Below are 20,048 nucleotides of genomic sequence, written 5' to 3'. Positions count from 1 at the left end.
AAGAAAAGGCCGTCTGAAAGATTGGGAAACGGAATTATAACGGCAAAATCAAAAAAGGCCGTCTGAAACCTGCATTTCAGACGGCCTGAGACATTATTCAATTTAACGTCCGTATATTTTCCACAAACCTTCCTGCAAACCAAACGCAGGCTCGCCGTCTTGCGGATGGGTACGGACGTAGCTGCCGTCAGGCTGCATCAGCCAAGCCTGGGTATTGTCTTCCAAGGCCATTTCCAAACCTTCGCGGATCACGCGTTCTTTGAGTTCGGGCGTGGTAATCGGCGTGGCGACTTCAATGCGGCGGAAGAAGTTACGACCCATCCAGTCGGCGCTGGAGATAAAGGTATCGTCTGCGCCGTTGTTATGGAAGCAATACACGCGCGAGTGTTCGAGTTGGCGGCCGATGATGGAGCGGACGCGGATGTTTTCGGACAAGCCTTTTACACCCGGGCGCAAAGTACACATACCGCGCACAATCAGGTCGATTTGTACGCCTGCCGCGCTGGCCTGATACAACGCATCAATCACACTCGGTTCGATGAGGGAATTCATCTTGGCGGTAATCCGCGCCGGTTTACCGGCTTTGGCGTGTTCGGTTTCCTGCTTGATGCGGTCGATGACCATTTTGTGCAGGGTAAAAGGACTTTGATAGAGCTTGTTCAGACAGCCCGGCTTGCCCAAGCCTGTGATTTCCATAAACAGGGTGTTCACATCGGCAGTGATTTGTTCGTCGGCGGTAATGATGCCAAAGTCGGTGTAAATGCGCGATGTGCCTTGGTGGTAGTTGCCGGTACCGAGGTGGGCATAACGCTTGAGCACGCCGTCTTCGCGACGGATAACCAAAGCCATTTTGGCATGGACTTTGTAGCCGAATACGCCGTACACGACGTGTGCGCCTGCCTCTTCCAGCTGTTTCGCCCAGTTGACGTTGTTGGCTTCGTCAAAACGCGCCATCAGTTCAACGACGACGGTAACTTGTTTACCCGCCAGCGCGGCCTTCATCAATGCGCGCACAAGCTCGGAATTGCTGCCGGTGCGGTAGATGGTCATTTTGACGGCCAACACATCCGGATCGGCAGCGGCCTCGCGTATCATTTGGACAACCGGATCGAAAGACTGATACGGGTGGTGCAGCAAAATCGGCGACTGTTTGACCAGCTTGAACACGGAGCCGTTTTTACGTAAGGCTTTCAGACGGCCTGCATTGCGCGGTGGAAACTTCAAATCCGGCCTGTCCACCAAATCGGGGACGGCATTGAGGCGCACCAAATTGACCGGCCCTTTGACCTGATACAGCTCGGTAGAAGTCAGTTTGAACTGGGCGAGCAGGAAATCGTGAATGTATGCCGGGCAAGTGTCCGCCACTTCCAAGCGCACGCCGTCGCCGTATTCGCGGTCGTGCAACTCGTTTTGAATCGCGGCACGCAGGTTTTTCAAATCTTCTTCATCCACCGTCAAATCGCTGTCGCGCGTGAGGCGGAATTGATGGCAACCCTTCACTTTCATGCCGGGGAAAAGTTTGCCGACATGGGCGTGCAAAATCGAAGACAAGAACACAAAGCCTGCATCGCCGCCGCAAATTTCAGACGGCATGGGGACGACGCGCGGCAAAATGCGCGGAGCCTGCACAATCGCCATGCCGGACGGACGGCCGAACGCATCCGTGCCTTCGAGTTCGACGGCAAAGTTGAGCGATTTGTTTAACGGGCGCGGGAACGGGTGCGAAGGATCGAGGCCGATGGGGGTGAGAATGGGCAAAAGCTCGTTGTCGAAATAGTTTTCAATCCATTTCTTTTGCGCGGCCGTCCAATTGCGGCGGCGGTAAAAATGGATGCCTGCACGGTCAAGTTCGGGTTGAAGCACATTATTAAACAAATCATATTGCTCGCGGATCAGCGCCTGCGCCTCTTTTGCCACCGCCTCAATGGTTTCGGCTGCGGTTTTGCCGTTGTCGAGCAGTTGATGCGGACGCAGTTTGTTTTCGCGTTTCAACCACGCCATGCGGACTTCAAAAAATTCGTCCAAATTGGAAGAAACAATGCACAAAAAACGCAAACGCTCCAACAAAGGAACATTCGCATCCTGCGCCTGAGCCAATACGCGGCGGTTAAACGCCAACAGGCTGAGTTCCCGGCAAAGAATTCGGTTTTGTTCGGGCATGGTTTCCTCCTGAAACATCGGTCATTAAGATGATCAAGTATAACGTTTTGCCGCTGTTCCGTCAGGTTTCAGACGGCCTTGACAGAAAACCTTATCCCTATTTGAGGCAAGACAAAGGGTTATCCGTTGTTTTCTATGCCGAAACAGCGTTTTTTGCTATAATGCGCAGTTTAATGCAACCGCAATACCACTGTTAAAGGATAAGAAAATGGGCTTTTTGCAAGGCAAAAAAATTCTGATTACCGGCATGATCTCCGAGCGTTCCATCGCTTACGGCATCGCCAAAGCCTGCCGCGAACAAGGCGCGGAATTGGCATTTACTTATGTTGTCGACAAACTGGAAGAGCGCGTCCGTAAAATGGCGGCCGAACTCGGCTCCGAACTCGTGTTCCGCTGCGACGTTGCCAGCGATGACGAAATCAACCAAGTTTTCGTTGACTTGGGCAAACACTGGGACGGCCTCGACGGTTTGGTGCACGCCATCGCGTTTGCCCCGAAAGAAGCTTTGAGCGGCGACTTCCTCGACAGCATCAGCCGCGAAGCGTTCAACACTGCTCACGAAATCTCCGCATACAGCCTGCCCGCGCTGGCAAAAGCCGCCCGTCCGATGATGCAGGGCCGCAACGCCGCAATCGTTGCACTGAGCTACTTGGGCGCCGTTCGTGCCATTCCTAACTACAACGTTATGGGCATGGCCAAAGCCAGCCTTGAAGCCGGCATCCGCTTCACCGCCGCCTGCCTGGGCAAAGAAGGCATCCGCTGCAACGGCATCTCCGCAGGCCCGATCAAAACCCTGGCCGCTTCCGGCATCGCCGATTTAAGCAAACTCTTGGGTCACGTCGCTTCCCACAACCCATTGGGCCGCAACGTGACCACCGAAGAAGTCGGCAACACAGCCGCCTTCCTGCTGTCCGACCTCGCTTCCGGCATCACCGGCGAGATTACCTACGTTGACGGCGGTTACAGCATCAACGCGCTGAACGACGAAGAGAACTAAACAGTTTTCACGCAAAACGCACTTTCATCATGAAAGTGCGTTTTTTATGTCCATTACATTATGGTTTGAATGATGGCATAACCGATAAGGCCGTCTGAAATTCAAATACAAGCATGAAACATAAATTGTCATATACTTTGGCGAATTATGTTACTAACATTACAACATTATCATTTCATCTCATTTAAAATACAAGATAGAGCATTGATTCTAAAGATAACATTCATGTTATCTGATACTTAGCCGCTGATAAAAGTGGTGTAAAAAAGTAACAGAAAAAATTCAGACGGCCTGTTTTTCATACAGAAGGCATAGAAGCCGGGTATTTTTAGCATGAAATACAAAATTTAACATTAATGAATTTTTCTTAACCGATAAAGCGTTAATATGCCTGCCGTTTTATTGAACTACATCTGATTTTGACTCAAACACATACAGGAGATTAATTATGTCAATCGCTTCAGAATTTAAAGAATTTATTATGCGTGGCAACGTTGTCGACCTCGCAGTCGGTATGGTTGTCGGTACAGCATTCAGCGGCATCGTCAAATCATTGGTTGACGATGTAATCATGCCTCCTATCGGTCTGCTGATCGGCGGCGTTGATTTCTCCAACCTGTTCATCACCCTGAAAGACGGCGCACAAGCCGCTCCTGCAGAAGGTTACGCCAATCTAGCAGCCGCTCAAGCAGCCGGTGCCGTTACCCTGAACATCGGTCTGTTCATCAATACTGTGATCAGCTTCCTGATCGTTGCCGCTGCCATCTTCTGTGTGGTTAAAGCCATCAACTCTGTGAAAAAAACCGAAGCTCCTGCTGAAGAAGCACCGGCAGAGCCTAGCGAAGAAGTTCTGTTGTTGCGCGAAATCCGTGACTCTCTGAACAAAAACTAATCACAATACCTAAACATACACACAAACCAAGGCCGTCTGAAACCATTTCAGACGGCCTTTTCTCATACCAATATTTCGTTAAGTCCTTCCCATTGAAAGAATCACGTCCTTCCCTTTCTCAGCAAGTTATTCTGCTTTTTTAACCATGAAGCAACCCTCGTGGCAAACACAAAGCAAATGAGTAGTGCATCTCCTTGCCAATAAAAAAGCCCGATGCGTTCAACATCGGGCTTTTAACTGGAAAACCAATCTTAGTCTTTGCGTGTTTCCACCAAAATCATTTCGACTGCTACGTCTTCCACTTCTACTTTAGGCACATCCGAACGGCGTGTTTTAGCAACTGGTTCAGGTTGTGGCTGCGCGGCAAAAGCAGCAACGGCTTGCGGATCGGTTTCAACGAAGATCAAATTGCCCAAGCTCTCAGGCACAACGATTGCGACAGGCGCTGCTTCAGCGACAGTTTCAGTTGGTGTGGCAACAGTTTCGGCTGGTGCTTCAACCGGTGCAACAGTAGCCGTTGCATTCGGAGACAATACCGCAGAAATGGCTTCTTTGACGTTGTTGACCGCAGATGCAAGCAGGGCTTGTTCGGCATCAGCGCCTTCAGTTTGCGCTACGGCAGGCTCGTCTTCGCTTTCAATCGCAAATACGAATGGCTCTGCGCTGGTCACTTCAGGCTCGGATACCACAATCACCAGCGGCTCGGCTTGGTCGCTTTCAGAAGACAATGTCGCATTTGCAGCTTCAACCGTTTCATTCAAACCCAAAACATGCGCTACGGCAAAGAGGACTTTGTCGGCGGTATCGGTAATGTTCAGGTATTGCTCGATTTTTGCCGAAGACGGGATATTGCGTTTTTTGCTGTTGGAACGGCGGTCGTTGCGATTGCTGCGCTGACGGTTGTTGCGGTCGCGTCCTTGACGGCCGTTGTTTTTCACACCCTCTTCGCTGCGGGCGTTGTCGTCCGTTTCAACTTGCACCTGTTCGCCATTGGCTTGAACGTTCACGTCCTCAACACGGTTTTCCGCAGATTGATTACGGTTGCGCTCGTTGCGACTGTTGTTGCGGCGGCGTTTATTGCCGTTTTGTTCCGCTTGGTTTTCAGACGGCATCTCAGCCAGTGCAGCCACTTCTTGAACATTTACGTCTTCAACCACTTCCTCAACACGGTTACGCTCGTTGTTGCGATCATCACGGCGGTTGTTACGGTTGCGGTTGCGGCGAGTGTCTTTACGCTCGTCGTTGCGGCTTTCGTTTGATTTGCTTTCTTCAAACTTGCTGTCGGCAGCTTCGGCATTCACTTCGCGCACTTCAACTTTGCTGCCGTCGTTTTTGTTGTTGCGGCGTGGATTTTGACGGCGGCTGTTTGCGCGGCGGTTGCTGGAATTGCTGTTGCGGTTGTTGCTGCCCGAAGTGCGTTTTTCTGCCACTTCGGCAACAGGCGCGGTTTCGGCTGCGGTATTGCCGCCGAAAATGCGTTTCAACCAAGCTTTGAAGCTGTCCCACCAAGAGGCTTTTTTCTCAGGGGCGACAGTCGGTGCAGGCTGGGTATGGCGTACGCCTTTGACAGCTGGCTCAGGACGGGAAGCTTTGGCTTTTTCGCTGCCGAAAGGTTTGGCGGATTCGTCTTCTTCCGGCTCGGCGACGCGTTTGTAGCTCGGTTCGCCGTCTTCTTCTACGTCATCAATGCGGATGCGGTTGATTTCGTAGTGCGGATTTTCCAAGTGGATATTTGGAATCAGAACGACGTTTACATCCAAGCGCTCTTCCATCGCAAACAGCTCGGCGCGTTTTTCGTTCAACAGGAAAGTGGCGACATCGACAGGCACTTGTGCATGTACTTCGCCGGTGTTGTCTTTCATCGCTTCTTCTTGAATGATGCGCAAAACGTGCAGGGCGGTGGATTCGATACCGCGGATGACGCCGGTACCGGCACAGCGCGGACACGCAACATGGCTACTTTCGCCCAAAGCCGGTTTCAAACGTTGGCGGCTCAATTCCAAAAGGCCGAAACGCGAAAGTTTGCCCATTTGCACGCGGGCGCGGTCTTTTTTGAGCGCGTCGCGCAGGACGTTTTCAACATCGCGTTGGTGTTTCGGATTTTCCATGTCGATGAAGTCGATGACGACCAAACCGCCCAAGTCGCGCAGGCGCATTTGACGGGCAACCTCTTCGGCGGCTTCCATATTGGTTTTAAACGCGGTGTCTTCAATATCCGAGCCGCGTGTGGCACGCGCAGAGTTGACGTCGATGGAAACCAAGGCTTCGGTGTGGTCAATCACAATCGCGCCGCCTGATGGCAGGCTGACGCTGCGTGAGAACGCGCTTTCGATTTGGTGTTCGATTTGGAAACGGGAGAATAGCGGCGTGTGGTCTTGATAGAGTTTCAGACGGCCTACATTGCTCGGCATAACGTAGCTCATGAACTCGGCAACTTGGTCGTAAACTTCTTGATTATCCACCAGAATCTCGCCGATATCGGGACGGAAATAGTCGCGAATCGCACGAATCAGCAGCGAGCTTTCCATAAAGAGCAGGTAAGGGTCATGGTGTGCTTTGCCTGCTTCTTCAATGGCTTGCCAGAGTTGCTTGAGGTAGTTCAAGTCCCATTCCAACTCTTCCGCGCTGCGGCCGATGCCGGCGGTGCGGGCGATGATGCTCATACCGTTCGGAATGTCGAGTTCGGCCATGGCGGCTTTCAACTCTTGGCGCTCTTCGCCTTCGATACGGCGGGATACGCCGCCGCCGCGCGGGTTGTTCGGCATCAATACCAAATAGCGGCCGGCCAGGCTGATGAAGGTGGTCAGTGCCGCGCCTTTGTTGCCGCGCTCATCTTTTTCGACTTGGACGATAACTTCCATGCCCTCTTTGAGCACGTCCTGAATACGCGCCCTGCCGCCTTCGTAGTCGCGGAAATATGAACGCGATACTTCCTTAAACGGCAAAAAGCCGTGGCGGTCGGTTCCGTAATCGACGAAACACGCTTCCAGCGACGGCTCGATGCGGGTAATGATACCTTTGTAGATATTGCCTTTACGCTGTTCTTTGCCCAGCGTTTCGATGTCCAAGTCCAAAAGGTTTTGGCCATCGACAATGGCAACGCGCAGCTCTTCGGCCTGCGTTGCGTTGAATAACATTCTTTTCATAGTCACCTCGTGAACAGCGGCCGTTTGATTTGTGAATATCTTTTTCAGACGGCCTGTCTGTCCGGTTGGCACTCTTCAAAGGCAAGATGGGAAAATCCCCGTGTAACCAGTATTTGATTTGAAATCCGCAAGGTTGCATGCTTGAACTCAAGCCATGTGCGGACGGATTCGGATAAAGAAGGAAATAAAGAACAATGCGGCGGAAAGGTTGATGGTTCCGCTGCCGTCCGAATGCTGATGCTTCGGACAAAATTAAGGCAGCCTACATCTTCTTATTATCGTAGCGCCGGTAATTTCGGACGGTGCTGCGCGGACTGCGTCTTACGCCCGGCCGGACGGCAGGTTCAATTCAAACTTAATTACGGGATTGCGTTTGCCGGCTTTGAACAAACACAAGGAAATGCTTTGCGGAGTGCGTTTTTAATATAAAATCTCGTTTTAACAATAAATCCGTTTCAGACGGCCTGCGACGGCAGGTTCAAGTCCCGAAATGGACGTTTGGGATTATAGAGAAAATGCACGCAATACGCAAAGATTCAGTCAGCCTGATTGCCGTTGCCGAACACGAGGAAGGCCAACGCCTTGATAACTATCTGATAAAAATCCTCAAAGGCGTCCCGAAAAGCCATATCCACCGCATTATCCGCGCCGGCGAAGTGCGGCTGAACAAAAAACGCTGCAAACCCGACAACCGCATTCAGGCAGGCGATACTATTCGCATTCCGCCGATACGCATCGCAGAAAAACAAAGGCCGGCTGAAAACCAGGCCGCGCCAGCACGCGAGTTTGACATCGTTTACGAAGACGATGCGCTTTTGGTCATCAACAAACCGTCCGGCGTTGCCGTCCACGGCGGCAGCGGCGTGAGCTTCGGCGTCATCGAACAAATCCGCCGCGCCCGTCCCGAAGCGCGTTATCTCGAACTCGTCCACCGCCTCGACAAAGACACCAGCGGCCTTTTGATGATAGCCAAAAAACGCAGCGCCTTGGTGAAACTGCACGAAGCCATCCGCAACGACCATCCGAAAAAAATCTATCTCGCGCTGGGTGTCGGCAGGCTGCCGAACGACCGCTTCCACGTCAAGCTCCCCCTGTTCAAATACACCGGCGCACAAGGCGAAAAAATGGTGCGCGTCAGCGAAGACGGTCAATCCGCCCACACCATCTTCCGCGTGTTAAACCGTTTTTCAGACGGCCTTTTGCACCAAGTCGGCCTATCCGACCTGACCCTTGTCGAAGCCACCCTAAAAACCGGTCGCACCCACCAAATCCGCGTCCATCTGCAATCGCAAGACTGCCCCATTGCCGGCGACGAACGCTACGGCGACTATCAAGCCAACAAACGCCTGCAGAAACTCGGTTTGAAAAGAATGTTCCTGCACGCCTCCGAGCTGCACCTCGCCCATCCGCTGACCGGCGAAAAACTAATCCTGAAAGCCCCCCTGCCGCAAGAATTGGCGCAATTCATTGTAATGTTGGAAAATCAGAAAAAGGCCGTCTGAAAGGAAACCCATGAAACCCAAACTCATTATTTTCGACTGGGACGGCACGCTTGCCGACACCACCAACCCCATTATCCACACCTTCCAACAAAGCTTTGCCGATTGCGGTCTGCCCGTTCCCGAAGCCGACCAAATCCGCCCGCTCATCGGATACAGTCTCTCCGGCATCATCCGCCGCCTTGCCCACAACGTCAGCGAACACGTTCAGGAAACCCTGATTGAGACCTATGCCGCGCACTACCTCAATCCCAACAACCACAACATGACCCTGTTCCCCGAAGCCCTGCCCTGCCTGCAACACTTGAAGCAACAAGGCTATTGGCTCGCCGTAGCGACCGGTAAAGGGCGGAGCGGCTTGGACAAAGCCATCGCACAAACCGATACCCAAGCCTTTTGGCTGGAAACCGCCTGCGCTAGCGAATATCCGTCCAAACCAGCGCCCGATATGGTACTCGCCCTCTGCGACCGACTGGGTGTTGAGCCGGAAGAGGCCGTCGTCGTCGGCGACACCACCCACGACCTAGAAATGGCCGCCAACGCCAAAATCCACGCCATCGCAGTCACCACCGGCGCGCACACCGCCAAACAGCTTTCCGCCCTACCCCATGTCGCCATGCTCAACAGCCTGGCCGAATTGCCTGATGTATTGGAAACCTTATAAATGACGGCGTGCGTCAACTGACAAAGATTTAGCTAACTAACAGATTGGACTTGAAATGAAAAAAATGCTTTTTGTGTTATTAGGGCTGGCCGGCCTTAATGTCTGCGTTGCCAACCCTACTTATGATGCAACTAGAGGTGCATTGCAAAATGACTCTAGCTTATGCCAATACGGCTATAACTCCAATTGTGGCTCGTCTAGTCAACGTCAACAAAGACGGACTACGGAAATTATCAATATTGATGTACCTTCAAGATACGGTGCATGGGCTGCTAATGCAAAAACTGGTGTTTCAGGTGGTGCAATTGATATGGAGTCACTTGAAGCGGCTAAAAAACAAGCTATTAAGACGTGTGAACGAGGAGGACGTAACGCGCCATGCAAAGTAGTAGCATGGGCAAAAAATAGCTGTATTGCTGTTGCCCAAGGCAAGTCTGGTAAAAAATGGATTGCCTTTCCCAGTATACAAGGCCCTGGTCTTGCAGAGGCTGACGCCTTAAGGAAATGTCAAGCTTCTGGCAGCTCTCAATGTTCTATTATTGCTAACGAAGGTTGCTCAATGCCTAGATTCTAAATAGACAAAAGACCGTCTAAAACGTAAACAACCATTAAATAAGCATTTCCCAGGAACACCTATGGCACTCCAATTTGAAATCAACGCCGTTACCCCCTTCCGTCAAAACTGCACGTTGATTTGGGATGACGAAACAAAAGAAGCCGTTTTGACCGATGTAGGCGGCGACGTCCCTTATTTATTGCAACAAGTCCAAAACAAAGGCCTCAAGCTGACCGCCATTTGGCTGACCCACGGCCATCTTGACCACGCAGGCGGCGTGGTTGAACTTTTGAAAACCTGCGACGTACCCGTTCTCGGCCCGCACAAAGACGACGAATTCCTGCTCCAAGCCCTTCCGCAAACAACGGCGCAATACGGCTTCCCTGTTTCTCCGTCATTCACGCCGACACGCTGGCTGGAAGAAGGGGAAACGCTCAAAGTCGGCAACCATAGCTTCCAAGTCCTCCACATTCCCGGCCATACCCCCGGCCAAGTCGTTTTTTACAACGCCGAAAACGGACTTTTAGTCGCAGGCGATGTTTTATTTTATGAAACCGTTGGTCGCACAGATTTTCCGCGCGGCAATCATGATGACCTCATAAACAATATCTGCGCTAAACTATTAACCCTGCCCGAAACCACGCAAGTTATAGCCGGACACGGCCGCATGACCAGCATCGGGCATGAGAAAAGGTACAATCCGTTTCTGGTTCGTTAATATGAATGTTGTATAAAGCCAACATTCTGGCATACGCAAATTATGCGTATAAAGGAAAACTGGCATACAATTTGCAGGGATAATACCCGAAAGATTAAGTACCTAATCTCCGGCAAATGCCAAAAAGAACTAAAGCACAAAGATAACAAGGTATTACGCAATACAACCTGATTTATCGAAAACCGGACATCTCTAAACCCCAAGCCTTACTCGCAGTGAAATTGTTACAAAGTGACAATAAATGTCAGTCAGGCCGTCTGAACGGTTCTGCCGACTCAGGCGGATACAACGGAGATGAGGCGCAATGCCCTGCCGGAATGTGCCAATGTTCTGTTTGTCAAACCGTCGGGTACATCTTTAAGAAGCACAACATTATTTGGGTAAACCGGCAAACTCGCTGCCGGCACTAACAGGCCGTCTGAAAAGTTCGGCCGGTAAAATCAATAAAAGGATTATCAAATGAAAAAAATCGCAAAAGTAGGCTTCGTCCTGCTGGCTACCGGCCTGCTGGCCGCCTGTGCTACTAAGAGCAAAATCACTCCTGAAGGCACTACCGACGAGCCACGCTTCCCTAAACCTTACTCCCTGACCTTCAACAAAGACCGTGGTACATTCCCGACTTTTGACGAGCTGGATCAAATGCGTCCTGGTCTGACCAAAGACGACATCTACAAAATCCTCGGCCGTCCTCACTACGACGAAGGCATGGTTGGCGTGCGTGAATGGGACTACCTGTTCCACTTCTACACCCCAGGCGTAGGCGTTGACCCTGAAAACACTTCCGGCGTTGAAGGCATCACTACTTGCCAATACAAAGTGATCTTCGACAAAGACAAATTTGCACGCAGCTTCTTCTGGAATCCAGTATTCCCTAAAGATGCCGTATGTCCTCCTCCAGCACCTAAACAAGAGCCTCAAGTGATCATCCGCGAGATCATTAAAGAAGCTCCTAAACGCATCCGTCAATAAGGACAAATTTGAAACGGATCCTATTGGGTATAGCCTTGGCAGCAGGTCTGAATTCTTTGGCCGCTGCCGATGCTGTCAGCGACTATATCCAGCGTAAAAAAGTTGTGGTCAATACAGCTAAGGCGGAGCTTTGCTTTGCCGATGACGGTCAGTGCCATCCGGTACTGATTGGCAAAACCACTCCGAAAGGCAAATTCAATATGACGCCGATGATGACCAGCAAACCGGGTTACGGTGGCGAAGTTATCGGCTTCAAAGAAGAAAATGACTTTCTGTTTGCGTTACACAGGGTATGGACGCTCAAGCCGCAGGAAAGACGCATGGAACGCATCGCCTCCCCTCACGTGGCCGACCGCATCATAACCAATGGTTGTATCAACGTACAAAATAATGTGTACGAAAAACTGCGTCAGTATTTCATTCTGGAAATCATCTGATGTAAGTCAGTCAAACAAAGGCCGTCTGAAACTTTTCAGACGGCCTTTCTTCTCAAACGAAAATTCAACGGCAATTTGCTTGCTCCGTCAGTACCAAACGAAGAATATTTGACCGCTTCATCCTCAATTCGTCCTCAAGCCATATCACTTTTTACCATATCCAAAGAACCAACGGTTATTTATGCCGTTTCCCGCCCAATGCTAGAATCGCGCGTTTATATATCGGCTCGCCGAGAAATCAAATAAATAATATAGTGGCAGGAATAGCTTTTATTCCCTGCCCCCTTACACACAAACATCATGACCGATTCTTCTGCCAAATTACCCAATTTGTGGCTGCTGATTGCCGCTGCCGCCTCCATCCTGTTGATTACCATCGGCATGAGAATGACTTTAGGGCTTTTTGTCCTGCCCGTCGTCAACTCGACCGAATTGAGCATGACCCAGTTCAGCCTGATTATTGCCGTGTTCCAATTGATGTGGGGCATATCGCAACCCTTGTCCGGCGCGTTGGCCGACCGTTTCGGCGCGTTTAAGGTTTTAGCCGGCGGTACGGTTCTATTGATTGCTGCCTGTCTGATGGTGCCGCAAATGCCGACTTATTGGGGGCTGATGCTGGGTATCGGTTTATTGTTGGCATTCGGTACGGGTTCGGGCGGATTTTCCATCATTATGGGACAGGTCGCCGCCAAAACACCGCCTCATCGGCGCGGCTTGGCTTCCGGCCTGGTCAATGCAGGCGGGTCCGCAGGGCAATTTTTGTTCGCGCCGCTGGTTCAAGGTTTGATTGCACTGCCCCACATCGGCTGGACGGGGACATTTTATGTTTGGGCAGTCATTGCCATCTTGATTTTGCCGATTTCTTGGTGGCTGGCCGGCGGCAAACATGCTTCTCACACCGTCCATACCGACGACGACGGCCAAACCTTGAAGCAGGCCGTCTGTAAGGCTTTCGCCAACCGCAGCTATATCTTGCTGCATTTGGGTTTCTTTACCTGCGGCTTCCACATCGCCTTTTTGGTTACCCACCTACCGACCGAAATTTCACTTTGCGGCCTCCCCGCTACGGTCGCTTCAACCTCTATTGCCATTATTGGTTTGGCAAACATTGCCGGCTGTATTTTTTCAGGCTGGTGTACCGGCAGATTTTTGGGCAAATACGTCCTCTTCGGTTTATATGCTTCGCGTGTCGCCATGATATTGATTTATTTGGCCGCACCTAAAACCGATTTGAACTTCTATCTTTTCGCCGCCGGACTCGGTTTCACTTGGCTGGCAACCGTCGCCCCCACCGCCGCCATCACCGGCAAACTTTTCGGCACGCGCTACTTGGCCACCCTCTTCGGGTTGACCATGTTGAGCCACCAAATCGGCGGCTTTTTGGGTTCATACATCGGCGGCATCGTCATCACGCGCTTCAACGATTACGGCTGGATGTGGTACGCCGACGCAGTCTTGGCAGGCGCGGCCGCCCTGTTGAATTTACTGATTCATGAACGGAAAGAGGCTGCCGTCTGACACGGAAACTTTGACATTTCAAGGCCATCTGAACGTGTTATCGATACCTTCAGACGGCCCATTGTTTAAAAACGAATAACATGATAACCTTTTAATAACGGATGAAATAATTCGTCCGATATTTCTACAAAGCAAAAAGGACTCTATCTTATGAACCGTCGTCAATTTATCGGCAGCGCTGCTGCTGTTTCCCTCACCGCCGCCGCTTCTTTCGCCCGCGCTCACGACCATGCCGGCCATGCACACCATGCCGGTCATGCTGGTCACGCGCATTCTGCACCACGCGCCTACGAAGCTGCGCGCAAAGCGGCCGCACATTGCGTTGAAGCCGGTCAAATCTGTTTGGCACACTGCATTGCCCTGTTGAGCGAAGGCGATACCTCCATGAAAGACTGCGCAGCCGGCGTCAATCAAATGTTGGCACTGTGCGGCACCTTGCAAAACCTTGCCGCCCAAAATTCACGCTTGACTCCGTCTTTGGCAAAAGTGTGCATCGAAGCCTGCAAACAATGTGCTGCCGCCTGCAAAGAACACGCCGGCCACCACGCTGAATGCAAAGCCTGCTACGAATCTTGCTTGGCTTGCATTAAAGAATGTGAAAAAATTGCCGCTTAATCAATATTAAAAAAAGGCCGTCTGAAATTCAGATGGCCTTTTGTTTATGGTTTCGTTCACGCTATTCGGCTGCAAGCTCTTGCTCATCGAGCAGATTTTTCCGAACAATCGCAGGATTGCCCGCAGCCACGCAATAAGGCGGTACATCTTTAGTAACCACCGAACCTGCGCCGATTACCGCGCCCTTGCCGATGGTAACGCCGCCCATGATAATCGCACGCCGACCAATCCAGACATCGTCTTCAATCACAATCGGGCGGATGTCCGTATAGCCTTCAAAGCGGCGGGTTTCAGGGTTGAATTTGTGGTTGGTCGAATAAAACAGGCATTCCGGCCCCATCATCACGTTCTTGCCGAGGGTCAAACCGTGGCAGATTTCGCAGTTTACGCCGATACCCGAATTATCGCCGACTACCGTATCCGGAAAGACGTATCCGCCTTTTTCAATATTGACGTTTTTACCAATGTTTGGAGAAATGCACGCAGCCAAAGCAGCACGGAATTTTTGCGCAATTCTGCCGAATGGTTTGCAATAAGACGGAGGCAACATTCCTCCCCAAACACGCAAAATGCACGTCAATATCCTTTTCCACATTGATTCCGTCTCCTGTTCGTACAAGCGTAAATATTATTCAGACTATTATTCTTCTTAAAGTTTCACATCTAGAAGAGGTTTTACATCCTCTTTTCAGTTAGATTACAGCCCGATTACACAACATTTGGTTTGAAACTCTATTCTAAACTGTTCTCGCCTGTTGCGAAACTGCCCGCTACGCAAAATATCCGCTTGACGAAACAGCCAAAAATAGCGAAAATTCCACGCTTAACTGAAGTACAGGCAAAACCCCTGTGCCCGCTTAATCGAAAGGAAATCAAATGAAACAAGGTATTCACCCGAACTACCACGAAATCAACGTTACCTGCTCTTGCGGCAACAAATTCGTAACCAAATCCGCAATGGAGAAAGACAGCTTCAACGTTGAGGTTTGCTCTCTGTGCCACCCTTTCTACACCGGTACTCAAAAAATCGTCGACACTACCGGTCGTGTGGACAAATTCAACAACAAATTCGGCAACCTGTTCAAACGCTAATTGCCGCTTTGTCAAAAAGACTGCTTCGTGCAGTCTTTTTTGCATTCAGGCCGTCTGAAACATTTCTTTCAGACAGCCTGAGCTTTTTGTCGTCAACCGAATGCCATATCCTTCCAAACACCCGATAAAAACGAGCCGTAAGCATTATTTTACAAAGCTCTCCGGTCCGGCATATCGCGCAAACCCGTCAAACCCTGTACCATTGCTATTCAAACCAACCGTTTTTTGACCTTCCATGCTGACTTACACACCGCCCGATCCGCACCGCCCCCAAAAAACCCATGAAAAACCATGGCTTCTGCTGCTGATGGCCTTTGCCTGGCTGTGGCCGGGCGTGTTCTCGCATGACTTGTGGAATCCTGCCGAACCCTCCCTCTTTACCGCCTCCGAATCCATGAAAAACGGCGGCAGCCTGTTGGTTGCACAAATCTTCGGCCAACCCGATTTCACCCTCTCCCCTGCTTTTTTATGGGCGGCAACCGCATTCCAAACCCTGTTTTCGCCTTGGGCGGCCGATACCTATGATGCCGCGCGTTTTGCCGGCGTGGTATTCACTGCCATCGGACTGACCGCCTGCGGATTTGCTGGTTTCAACTTTCTCGGCAGACATCACGGCCGCAGCGTTGTCTTAATCCTTATCGGCAGCATCGGTTTGCTGCCCATCGCCCACTTCCTCAATCCCATGTCGGCCGCTTTTGCCGCATTTGGATTGATTCTGTGCGGCTTTTCACTGGCACGCCGCCGCGTCATTATTGCCATTTTGCTGTTGTGCGGCGGTTGGGTTTTACTCTCCCTTTCCTCAGGCTATCTGCTGACCGCGGCCATGATGTTTTTGGCACTTGCCCTGTCGTTCCATTCTACTTGGCAAAGCAAACGCTATCTGCTGACCCTGATTGGCGCCATCGTCGTTTCCCTGCCCCTGCTGATTCTGTATCCGCTGGTTTTATCAAAAACCAATCCCGAATGGTTTGATATTTGGTTCAACCATTATTCCTTAGGCGTATTCGGCGGTTTCCATCAGATTCAGACGGCCTTCAACCTACCCTATTATCTGAAAAACCTGCTGTGGTTTGCCTTGCCTGCTTGGCCGCTGGCGGCATGGACACTCAGCCGCACGCGTATCCACGATAAAAACTGGGGCATTCTGAGCCTGTCGTGGCTGATTATCATGACAGCCCTACTCGCCATCAATCCGCAACGCCTGCAAGACAACCTCGTTTGGCTGTTGCCGCCGCTTGCCCTGCTCGGCGCGGCAAAACTGGACGGCCTGCGTCGCGGTGCAGCGGCATTTATCAACTGGTTCGGCATCATGGCATTCGGTTTGATTGCCGTGTTCCTGTGGCTGGGCTTCTTCGCCATGAACTACGGCTGGCCTGCCAAACTGGCCGAACGCGCCGCCTATTTCAGCCCGTATTACATCCCCGACATCGATCCGATTCCGATGGCCGTCGCCCTTCTGTTTACCCCGTTATGGCTTTGGGCGATTACGCGTAAAAACATCCGTGGCCGCCAAGCCGTAACCAACTGGGCAGCCGGCGTTACCTTGGCCTGGGCCTTGCTGATGACCCTGTTTTTACCGTGGCTCAACGCCGCCAAAAGCCATGCGCCGGTGGTACACCAAATGGAAACCGCACTTTCTTCCGAATTGAAACAGCAGCTTTCAGACGGCCTCGAATGTATCAGCATCGACAGCCAAGACCAGCGCACACGAATCGCATGGACACAATACAGCCATATTAAAACCACGACCGACAACCCATCCTGCCGCTACCGCCTCATCCGCCAAGCCGCCAATGTCGGTGCACCTTCGGGTTGGCAAACCTTGTGGCAAGGCGCAAGACCGCGCAACAAAGCCGAGACTTTCCTATTACTGGAAAAAACTGCGGCGCAGTAAGCCATACCAGCCTCAAAACTGAACATTCCCAGTCCAACAAAGGCCGTCTGAAAGAACTTTTATCCTTTCAGACGGCCTTTGACTCACTTTAACACCGCTTCCCGTACAATGGCCCTTTTCCCTTATCTGCCTAAAAATATGAAACCCAACCGCCTTTTACCCCTCGTCCTCTTATTGACCGCCCTCTCCGCCCATGCCAAAGATTTCATCATCTACGACCGCATGGACTACGTCGGCAAACCCGACCTGACCGCCGACAAACTCTCCAAAGTGTTCTTGGTTTACGAAAGCGAGCTGGTCAAACCCGATCCGACGGGCAAACGCAAACACGGCGTACTCAACGAAGCGCGTATCCGCGAATTGGCCAAACAATCGCGTCGCGAAGGCTACCGTACCATTTCTACCGACATCGAAAGCTGGTTTGCCGAAAAAGACGGCCAGCTGCTGACTCCCGACGCATTAAGAACCGACTTTGCGCGGATGTACCAAATCTTCAGAGAAGAAAATCCGCGCGCCGTCATCAGCAACTACGGCATGCCCTCCGAACACCTGCACGGCATCCGCCACTACCGCCCCAACGTTGATAACGAAGCCATCTTGGCCAAATGGCGGCAAGTCAGCAAACGCCGTGCGCCCACCGCCGCCATCAGCGACTATGCCAATCCTGTGTTCTACATCACTTCCCCCGATTTGGTGCAATGGGAAAAAGACGTGAAAATCGCCGTTGACGACATTCATCAACGCTTTCCCAACAAAAAAATCATCGGCTACATCTGGCCGCAATATTATTCGGCCACCAACAGCCCTTATTTCAAGCAGTTCATCGACCCCGTCCGCTGGCGCAAAATGCTCGAAATCAGCAAAAAATACACCGACGGCGTGATTATCTGGTCGGACAAGCGCGATGAAAACAACCAAATCGTGCGCTGGAACGATCCGCGCATTCAAGCCACGATGAAAGCAACTCAAGCCTTCATCAATGCCAATGCCAAAGAAATCAAGGTAGAAGGTTTGCAGAAATATTAAAAATAAGGCGGGCATGTTTGCCCGCCTCTTTATTTACCTACACATCTGTCTGTATGTTTGACACAACATACGACAAAATGACCGTAGCACCAACGCTTCTGCATTCTTTCACACGTTTTTACCCGTTATTCCTAAGCGCAGGCCGTCTGAAAATTGCCCGAATATCCAATACCCTTTACAATACTCGTAATTAAAATACATTTTTCGACACCCCTCTCCTGCATGAGTTCCACACCCTTCATCGAAATGAAAGACGTTGCCTTCGCATATGGCGACCGTCCTATTCTGAACAACATCAACTTCAGCATTCCACAAGGCAATTTCGCCGCCGTAATGGGTGGTTCGGGCAGCGGTAAAACCACGCTGATGCGCCTGATTACGGGTCAAATTCACCCGCAATCGGGCAAAGTGCTGATTGAAGGGCGAGATTTGGCCGCATTTTCGGCGCAGGAGCTGTACGAACACCGTCGCCGCATGGGCGTTTTGTTCCAACACGGCGCATTGTTCACCGACTTATCCGTCTTCGACAACATCGCCTTCCCTATGCGCGAGCTGACGGATTTGCCCGAAGCGGTCATCCGCGATTTGGTGGTGTTGAAACTGAATGCAGTCGGTTTGCGCGGCATTGAAAACCTGATGCCTTCCGAGCTTTCCGGCGGTATGTCGCGCCGCGTCGCCCTCGCGCGTACGATTGCGCTCGACCCTGAAATCATGTTGTATGACGAACCTTTCACCGGCCTCGACCCGATTTCGCTGGGCGTCATCGCCCACCTCATCAGCCGTGCCAACAAAGCCCTGCGCTCAACCAGCGTGATGGTAACGCACGACATCGAAAAATCGCTGGAAATCGTCGATCAAGTGATTTTCTTGGCACACGGCGAAATCATGTTCTCCGGCTCGCCCAAAGAAATGCGCGAACTCGACTCGCCTTGGGTACGCCAGTTTGTCGGCGGTTTGGCAGACGGTCCTGTCGCATACCGCTATCCGGCGCAAACGACTTTAAAACAAGACTTGCTGGGCTAATTTCAGACGGCCTGAAACTTAAACAAGGCCGTCTGAAAACCATTTAACCAATCAACTGAAACCTATGAATTTTATCCGTTCCGTCGGGGCAAAAACCCTCGGCTTCATCCAATCGCTGGGCAGCATTACGCTGTTTTTCCTGCAGATCCTGGCCAAATCAGGTACGGCGTTTGCCCGCCCGCGCCTGAGCATCCGCCAGGTTTACTTTGCAGGCGTGTTGTCTGTCCTGATTGTTGCCGTGTCCGGCCTGTTTGTCGGTATGGTATTGGGCTTGCAAGGCTATACGCAGCTGGCAAAATTCAAATCCGCCGATATTTTGGGCTATATGGTTGCCGCTTCCCTGTTGCGCGAATTAGGTCCCGTATTGGCGGCCATCCTGTTTGCCAGCAGCGCGGGCGGTGCCATGACCAGCGAAATCGGCTTGATGAAAACCACCGAGCAGCTTGAAGCAATGAACGTGATGGCGGTCGACCCTGTGGCACGCGTGGTTGCGCCGCGCTTTTGGGCGGGCGTGTTTTCCATGCCTTTGCTGGCTTCGATTTTCAACGTTGCCGGTATTTACGGCGCGTATTTGGTCGGCGTCGAATGGCTGGGTTTGGACGGCGGTATTTTCTGGTCGCAAATGCAAAACAACATTACCTTCCATTACGACGTACTCAACGGCTTAATCAAATCCGCCGCTTTCGGTGTAGCCGTTACGCTGATCGCCGTACATCAGGGCTTCCACTGCGTACCGACTTCCGAAGGTATTTTGCGCGCCAGTACACGCACAGTAGTGTCTTCCGCCCTGACCATCCTTGCCGTCGACTTTATGTTGACCGCGTGGATGTTTACCGACTAAA

The 20,048-nt window shown here is 51.5% G+C and carries 18 protein-coding genes; 15 read left to right on the top strand and 3 right to left on the bottom strand.

Annotation, left to right across the window (positions count from 1 at the left end):
- Nucleotides 1-102: 102 nt before the first annotated feature.
- Nucleotides 103-2,160, bottom strand: coding sequence for a polyphosphate kinase 1 (gene ppk1, locus O3681_RS06495; RefSeq protein ID WP_371459556.1), 2,058 nt, complete (start codon nt 2,158-2,160; stop codon nt 103-105).
- 208 nt (nt 2,161-2,368) lie between these two features.
- Here ppk1 and fabI point away from each other — a divergent pair, with 208 nt between their 5' ends.
- Entirely contained in the window at nt 2,369-3,157 is a 789-nt protein-coding gene (gene fabI / locus O3681_RS06490) for an enoyl-ACP reductase FabI (protein ID WP_049335828.1), read from the top strand.
- 448 nt (nt 3,158-3,605) lie between these two features.
- The gene (mscL, locus tag O3681_RS06485; RefSeq protein WP_222570731.1) at nt 3,606-4,049 is read left to right on the top strand and encodes a large conductance mechanosensitive channel protein MscL; all 444 of its coding nucleotides are present in this window, start codon (nt 3,606-3,608) and stop codon (nt 4,047-4,049) included.
- A 251-nt stretch (nt 4,050-4,300) separates the two neighbouring features.
- Here mscL and O3681_RS06480 read toward each other — a convergent pair whose 3' ends face one another.
- Nucleotides 4,301-7,195: an Rne/Rng family ribonuclease gene (locus O3681_RS06480; RefSeq protein ID WP_371459555.1), complete on the bottom strand. Its 2,895-nt coding sequence runs from the start codon at nt 7,193-7,195 to the stop codon at nt 4,301-4,303.
- A gap of 515 nt (nt 7,196-7,710) precedes the next feature.
- Between O3681_RS06480 and O3681_RS06475 the strand changes: the two genes are divergently transcribed.
- The 8 genes from O3681_RS06475 (at nt 7,711) to O3681_RS06440 (ending at nt 14,171) form a co-directional block, all read left to right on the top strand.
- Entirely contained in the window at nt 7,711-8,697 is a 987-nt protein-coding gene (locus O3681_RS06475) for an RluA family pseudouridine synthase (RefSeq protein WP_371459554.1), read from the top strand.
- Between the two features lie 10 nt (nt 8,698-8,707).
- Nucleotides 8,708-9,358: an HAD-IA family hydrolase gene (locus O3681_RS06470; protein WP_371459553.1), complete on the top strand. Its 651-nt coding sequence runs from the start codon at nt 8,708-8,710 to the stop codon at nt 9,356-9,358.
- A gap of 55 nt (nt 9,359-9,413) precedes the next feature.
- Complete coding sequence (locus tag O3681_RS06465) at nt 9,414-9,932, top strand: DUF4189 domain-containing protein (RefSeq protein WP_371459552.1); 519 nt, start codon at nt 9,414-9,416, stop codon at nt 9,930-9,932.
- Nucleotides 9,933-9,993: 61 nt separating this feature from the next.
- Nucleotides 9,994-10,632: an MBL fold metallo-hydrolase gene (locus O3681_RS06460; RefSeq protein WP_004519037.1), complete on the top strand. Its 639-nt coding sequence runs from the start codon at nt 9,994-9,996 to the stop codon at nt 10,630-10,632.
- Nucleotides 10,633-11,091: 459 nt separating this feature from the next.
- The gene (locus O3681_RS06455) at nt 11,092-11,601 is read left to right on the top strand and encodes an outer membrane protein assembly factor BamE (protein WP_004519039.1); all 510 of its coding nucleotides are present in this window, start codon (nt 11,092-11,094) and stop codon (nt 11,599-11,601) included.
- Nucleotides 11,602-11,609: 8 nt separating this feature from the next.
- Nucleotides 11,610-12,038 carry a hypothetical protein gene (locus O3681_RS06450; protein ID WP_049332858.1) on the top strand — a complete coding sequence of 143 codons (429 nt, stop codon included), beginning with the start codon at nt 11,610-11,612 and terminating at the stop codon, nt 12,036-12,038.
- A 300-nt stretch (nt 12,039-12,338) separates the two neighbouring features.
- Entirely contained in the window at nt 12,339-13,556 is a 1,218-nt protein-coding gene (locus O3681_RS06445) for an MFS transporter (RefSeq protein ID WP_371459551.1), read from the top strand.
- A gap of 150 nt (nt 13,557-13,706) precedes the next feature.
- Complete coding sequence (locus O3681_RS06440; protein WP_371459550.1) at nt 13,707-14,171, top strand: four-helix bundle copper-binding protein; 465 nt, start codon at nt 13,707-13,709, stop codon at nt 14,169-14,171.
- A 61-nt stretch (nt 14,172-14,232) separates the two neighbouring features.
- Here the strand turns inward: O3681_RS06440 and O3681_RS06435 are convergent, their stop codons facing one another.
- Nucleotides 14,233-14,766, bottom strand: a complete 534-nt coding sequence (locus tag O3681_RS06435; protein WP_263339960.1) for a DapH/DapD/GlmU-related protein — start codon at nt 14,764-14,766, stop codon at nt 14,233-14,235.
- Between the two features lie 281 nt (nt 14,767-15,047).
- On the opposite strand from O3681_RS06435, the gene rpmE reads away from it, so the two are divergent.
- The 5 genes from rpmE (at nt 15,048) to mlaE (ending at nt 20,047) form a co-directional block, all read left to right on the top strand.
- Nucleotides 15,048-15,263 carry a 50S ribosomal protein L31 gene (gene rpmE / locus O3681_RS06430; RefSeq protein WP_003681847.1) on the top strand — a complete coding sequence of 72 codons (216 nt, stop codon included), beginning with the start codon at nt 15,048-15,050 and terminating at the stop codon, nt 15,261-15,263.
- 235 nt (nt 15,264-15,498) lie between these two features.
- Entirely contained in the window at nt 15,499-17,157 is a 1,659-nt protein-coding gene (locus tag O3681_RS06425) for a glycosyltransferase family 39 protein (protein ID WP_107723834.1), read from the top strand.
- A 138-nt stretch (nt 17,158-17,295) separates the two neighbouring features.
- Entirely contained in the window at nt 17,296-18,183 is an 888-nt protein-coding gene (locus tag O3681_RS06420) for a hypothetical protein (protein ID WP_234394601.1), read from the top strand.
- 222 nt (nt 18,184-18,405) lie between these two features.
- Nucleotides 18,406-19,206, top strand: coding sequence for an ABC transporter ATP-binding protein (locus tag O3681_RS06415; protein WP_371459549.1), 801 nt, complete (start codon nt 18,406-18,408; stop codon nt 19,204-19,206).
- Nucleotides 19,207-19,270: 64 nt separating this feature from the next.
- Nucleotides 19,271-20,047, top strand: coding sequence for a lipid asymmetry maintenance ABC transporter permease subunit MlaE (mlaE, locus tag O3681_RS06410; RefSeq protein ID WP_003683792.1), 777 nt, complete (start codon nt 19,271-19,273; stop codon nt 20,045-20,047).
- Nucleotide 20,048: the final 1 nt, after the last annotated feature.

This window comes from Neisseria sp. 27098_8_158 (genome assembly GCF_041433145.1).
Taxonomy (GTDB): Bacteria; Pseudomonadota; Gammaproteobacteria; order Burkholderiales; family Neisseriaceae; genus Neisseria; species Neisseria subflava_E.
This window is presented reverse-complemented; position numbering and strand designations above follow the sequence as displayed.

What these genes read in the sequence shown, in the direction of transcription:
- O3681_RS06435 (WP_263339960.1), bottom strand. Translation starts at nt 14,766, where the DNA reads ATGTGGAAAAGGATATTGACGTGCATTTTGCGTGTTTGGGGAGGAATG.
- O3681_RS06470 (WP_371459553.1), top strand. Translation starts at nt 8,708, where the DNA reads ATGAAACCCAAACTCATTATTTTCGACTGGGACGGCACGCTTGCCGAC.
- ppk1 (WP_371459556.1), bottom strand. Translation starts at nt 2,160, where the DNA reads ATGCCCGAACAAAACCGAATTCTTTGCCGGGAACTCAGCCTGTTGGCG.
- O3681_RS06425 (WP_107723834.1), top strand. Translation starts at nt 15,499, where the DNA reads ATGCTGACTTACACACCGCCCGATCCGCACCGCCCCCAAAAAACCCAT.
- O3681_RS06460 (WP_004519037.1), top strand. Translation starts at nt 9,994, where the DNA reads ATGGCACTCCAATTTGAAATCAACGCCGTTACCCCCTTCCGTCAAAAC.
- O3681_RS06440 (WP_371459550.1), top strand. Translation starts at nt 13,707, where the DNA reads ATGAACCGTCGTCAATTTATCGGCAGCGCTGCTGCTGTTTCCCTCACC.
- O3681_RS06480 (WP_371459555.1), bottom strand. Translation starts at nt 7,195, where the DNA reads ATGAAAAGAATGTTATTCAACGCAACGCAGGCCGAAGAGCTGCGCGTT.
- rpmE (WP_003681847.1), top strand. Translation starts at nt 15,048, where the DNA reads ATGAAACAAGGTATTCACCCGAACTACCACGAAATCAACGTTACCTGC.
- O3681_RS06415 (WP_371459549.1), top strand. Translation starts at nt 18,406, where the DNA reads ATGAGTTCCACACCCTTCATCGAAATGAAAGACGTTGCCTTCGCATAT.
- O3681_RS06465 (WP_371459552.1), top strand. Translation starts at nt 9,414, where the DNA reads ATGAAAAAAATGCTTTTTGTGTTATTAGGGCTGGCCGGCCTTAATGTC.
- mlaE (WP_003683792.1), top strand. Translation starts at nt 19,271, where the DNA reads ATGAATTTTATCCGTTCCGTCGGGGCAAAAACCCTCGGCTTCATCCAA.
- O3681_RS06455 (WP_004519039.1), top strand. Translation starts at nt 11,092, where the DNA reads ATGAAAAAAATCGCAAAAGTAGGCTTCGTCCTGCTGGCTACCGGCCTG.
- O3681_RS06420 (WP_234394601.1), top strand. Translation starts at nt 17,296, where the DNA reads ATGAAACCCAACCGCCTTTTACCCCTCGTCCTCTTATTGACCGCCCTC.
- mscL (WP_222570731.1), top strand. Translation starts at nt 3,606, where the DNA reads ATGTCAATCGCTTCAGAATTTAAAGAATTTATTATGCGTGGCAACGTT.
- O3681_RS06475 (WP_371459554.1), top strand. Translation starts at nt 7,711, where the DNA reads ATGCACGCAATACGCAAAGATTCAGTCAGCCTGATTGCCGTTGCCGAA.
- fabI (WP_049335828.1), top strand. Translation starts at nt 2,369, where the DNA reads ATGGGCTTTTTGCAAGGCAAAAAAATTCTGATTACCGGCATGATCTCC.
- O3681_RS06445 (WP_371459551.1), top strand. Translation starts at nt 12,339, where the DNA reads ATGACCGATTCTTCTGCCAAATTACCCAATTTGTGGCTGCTGATTGCC.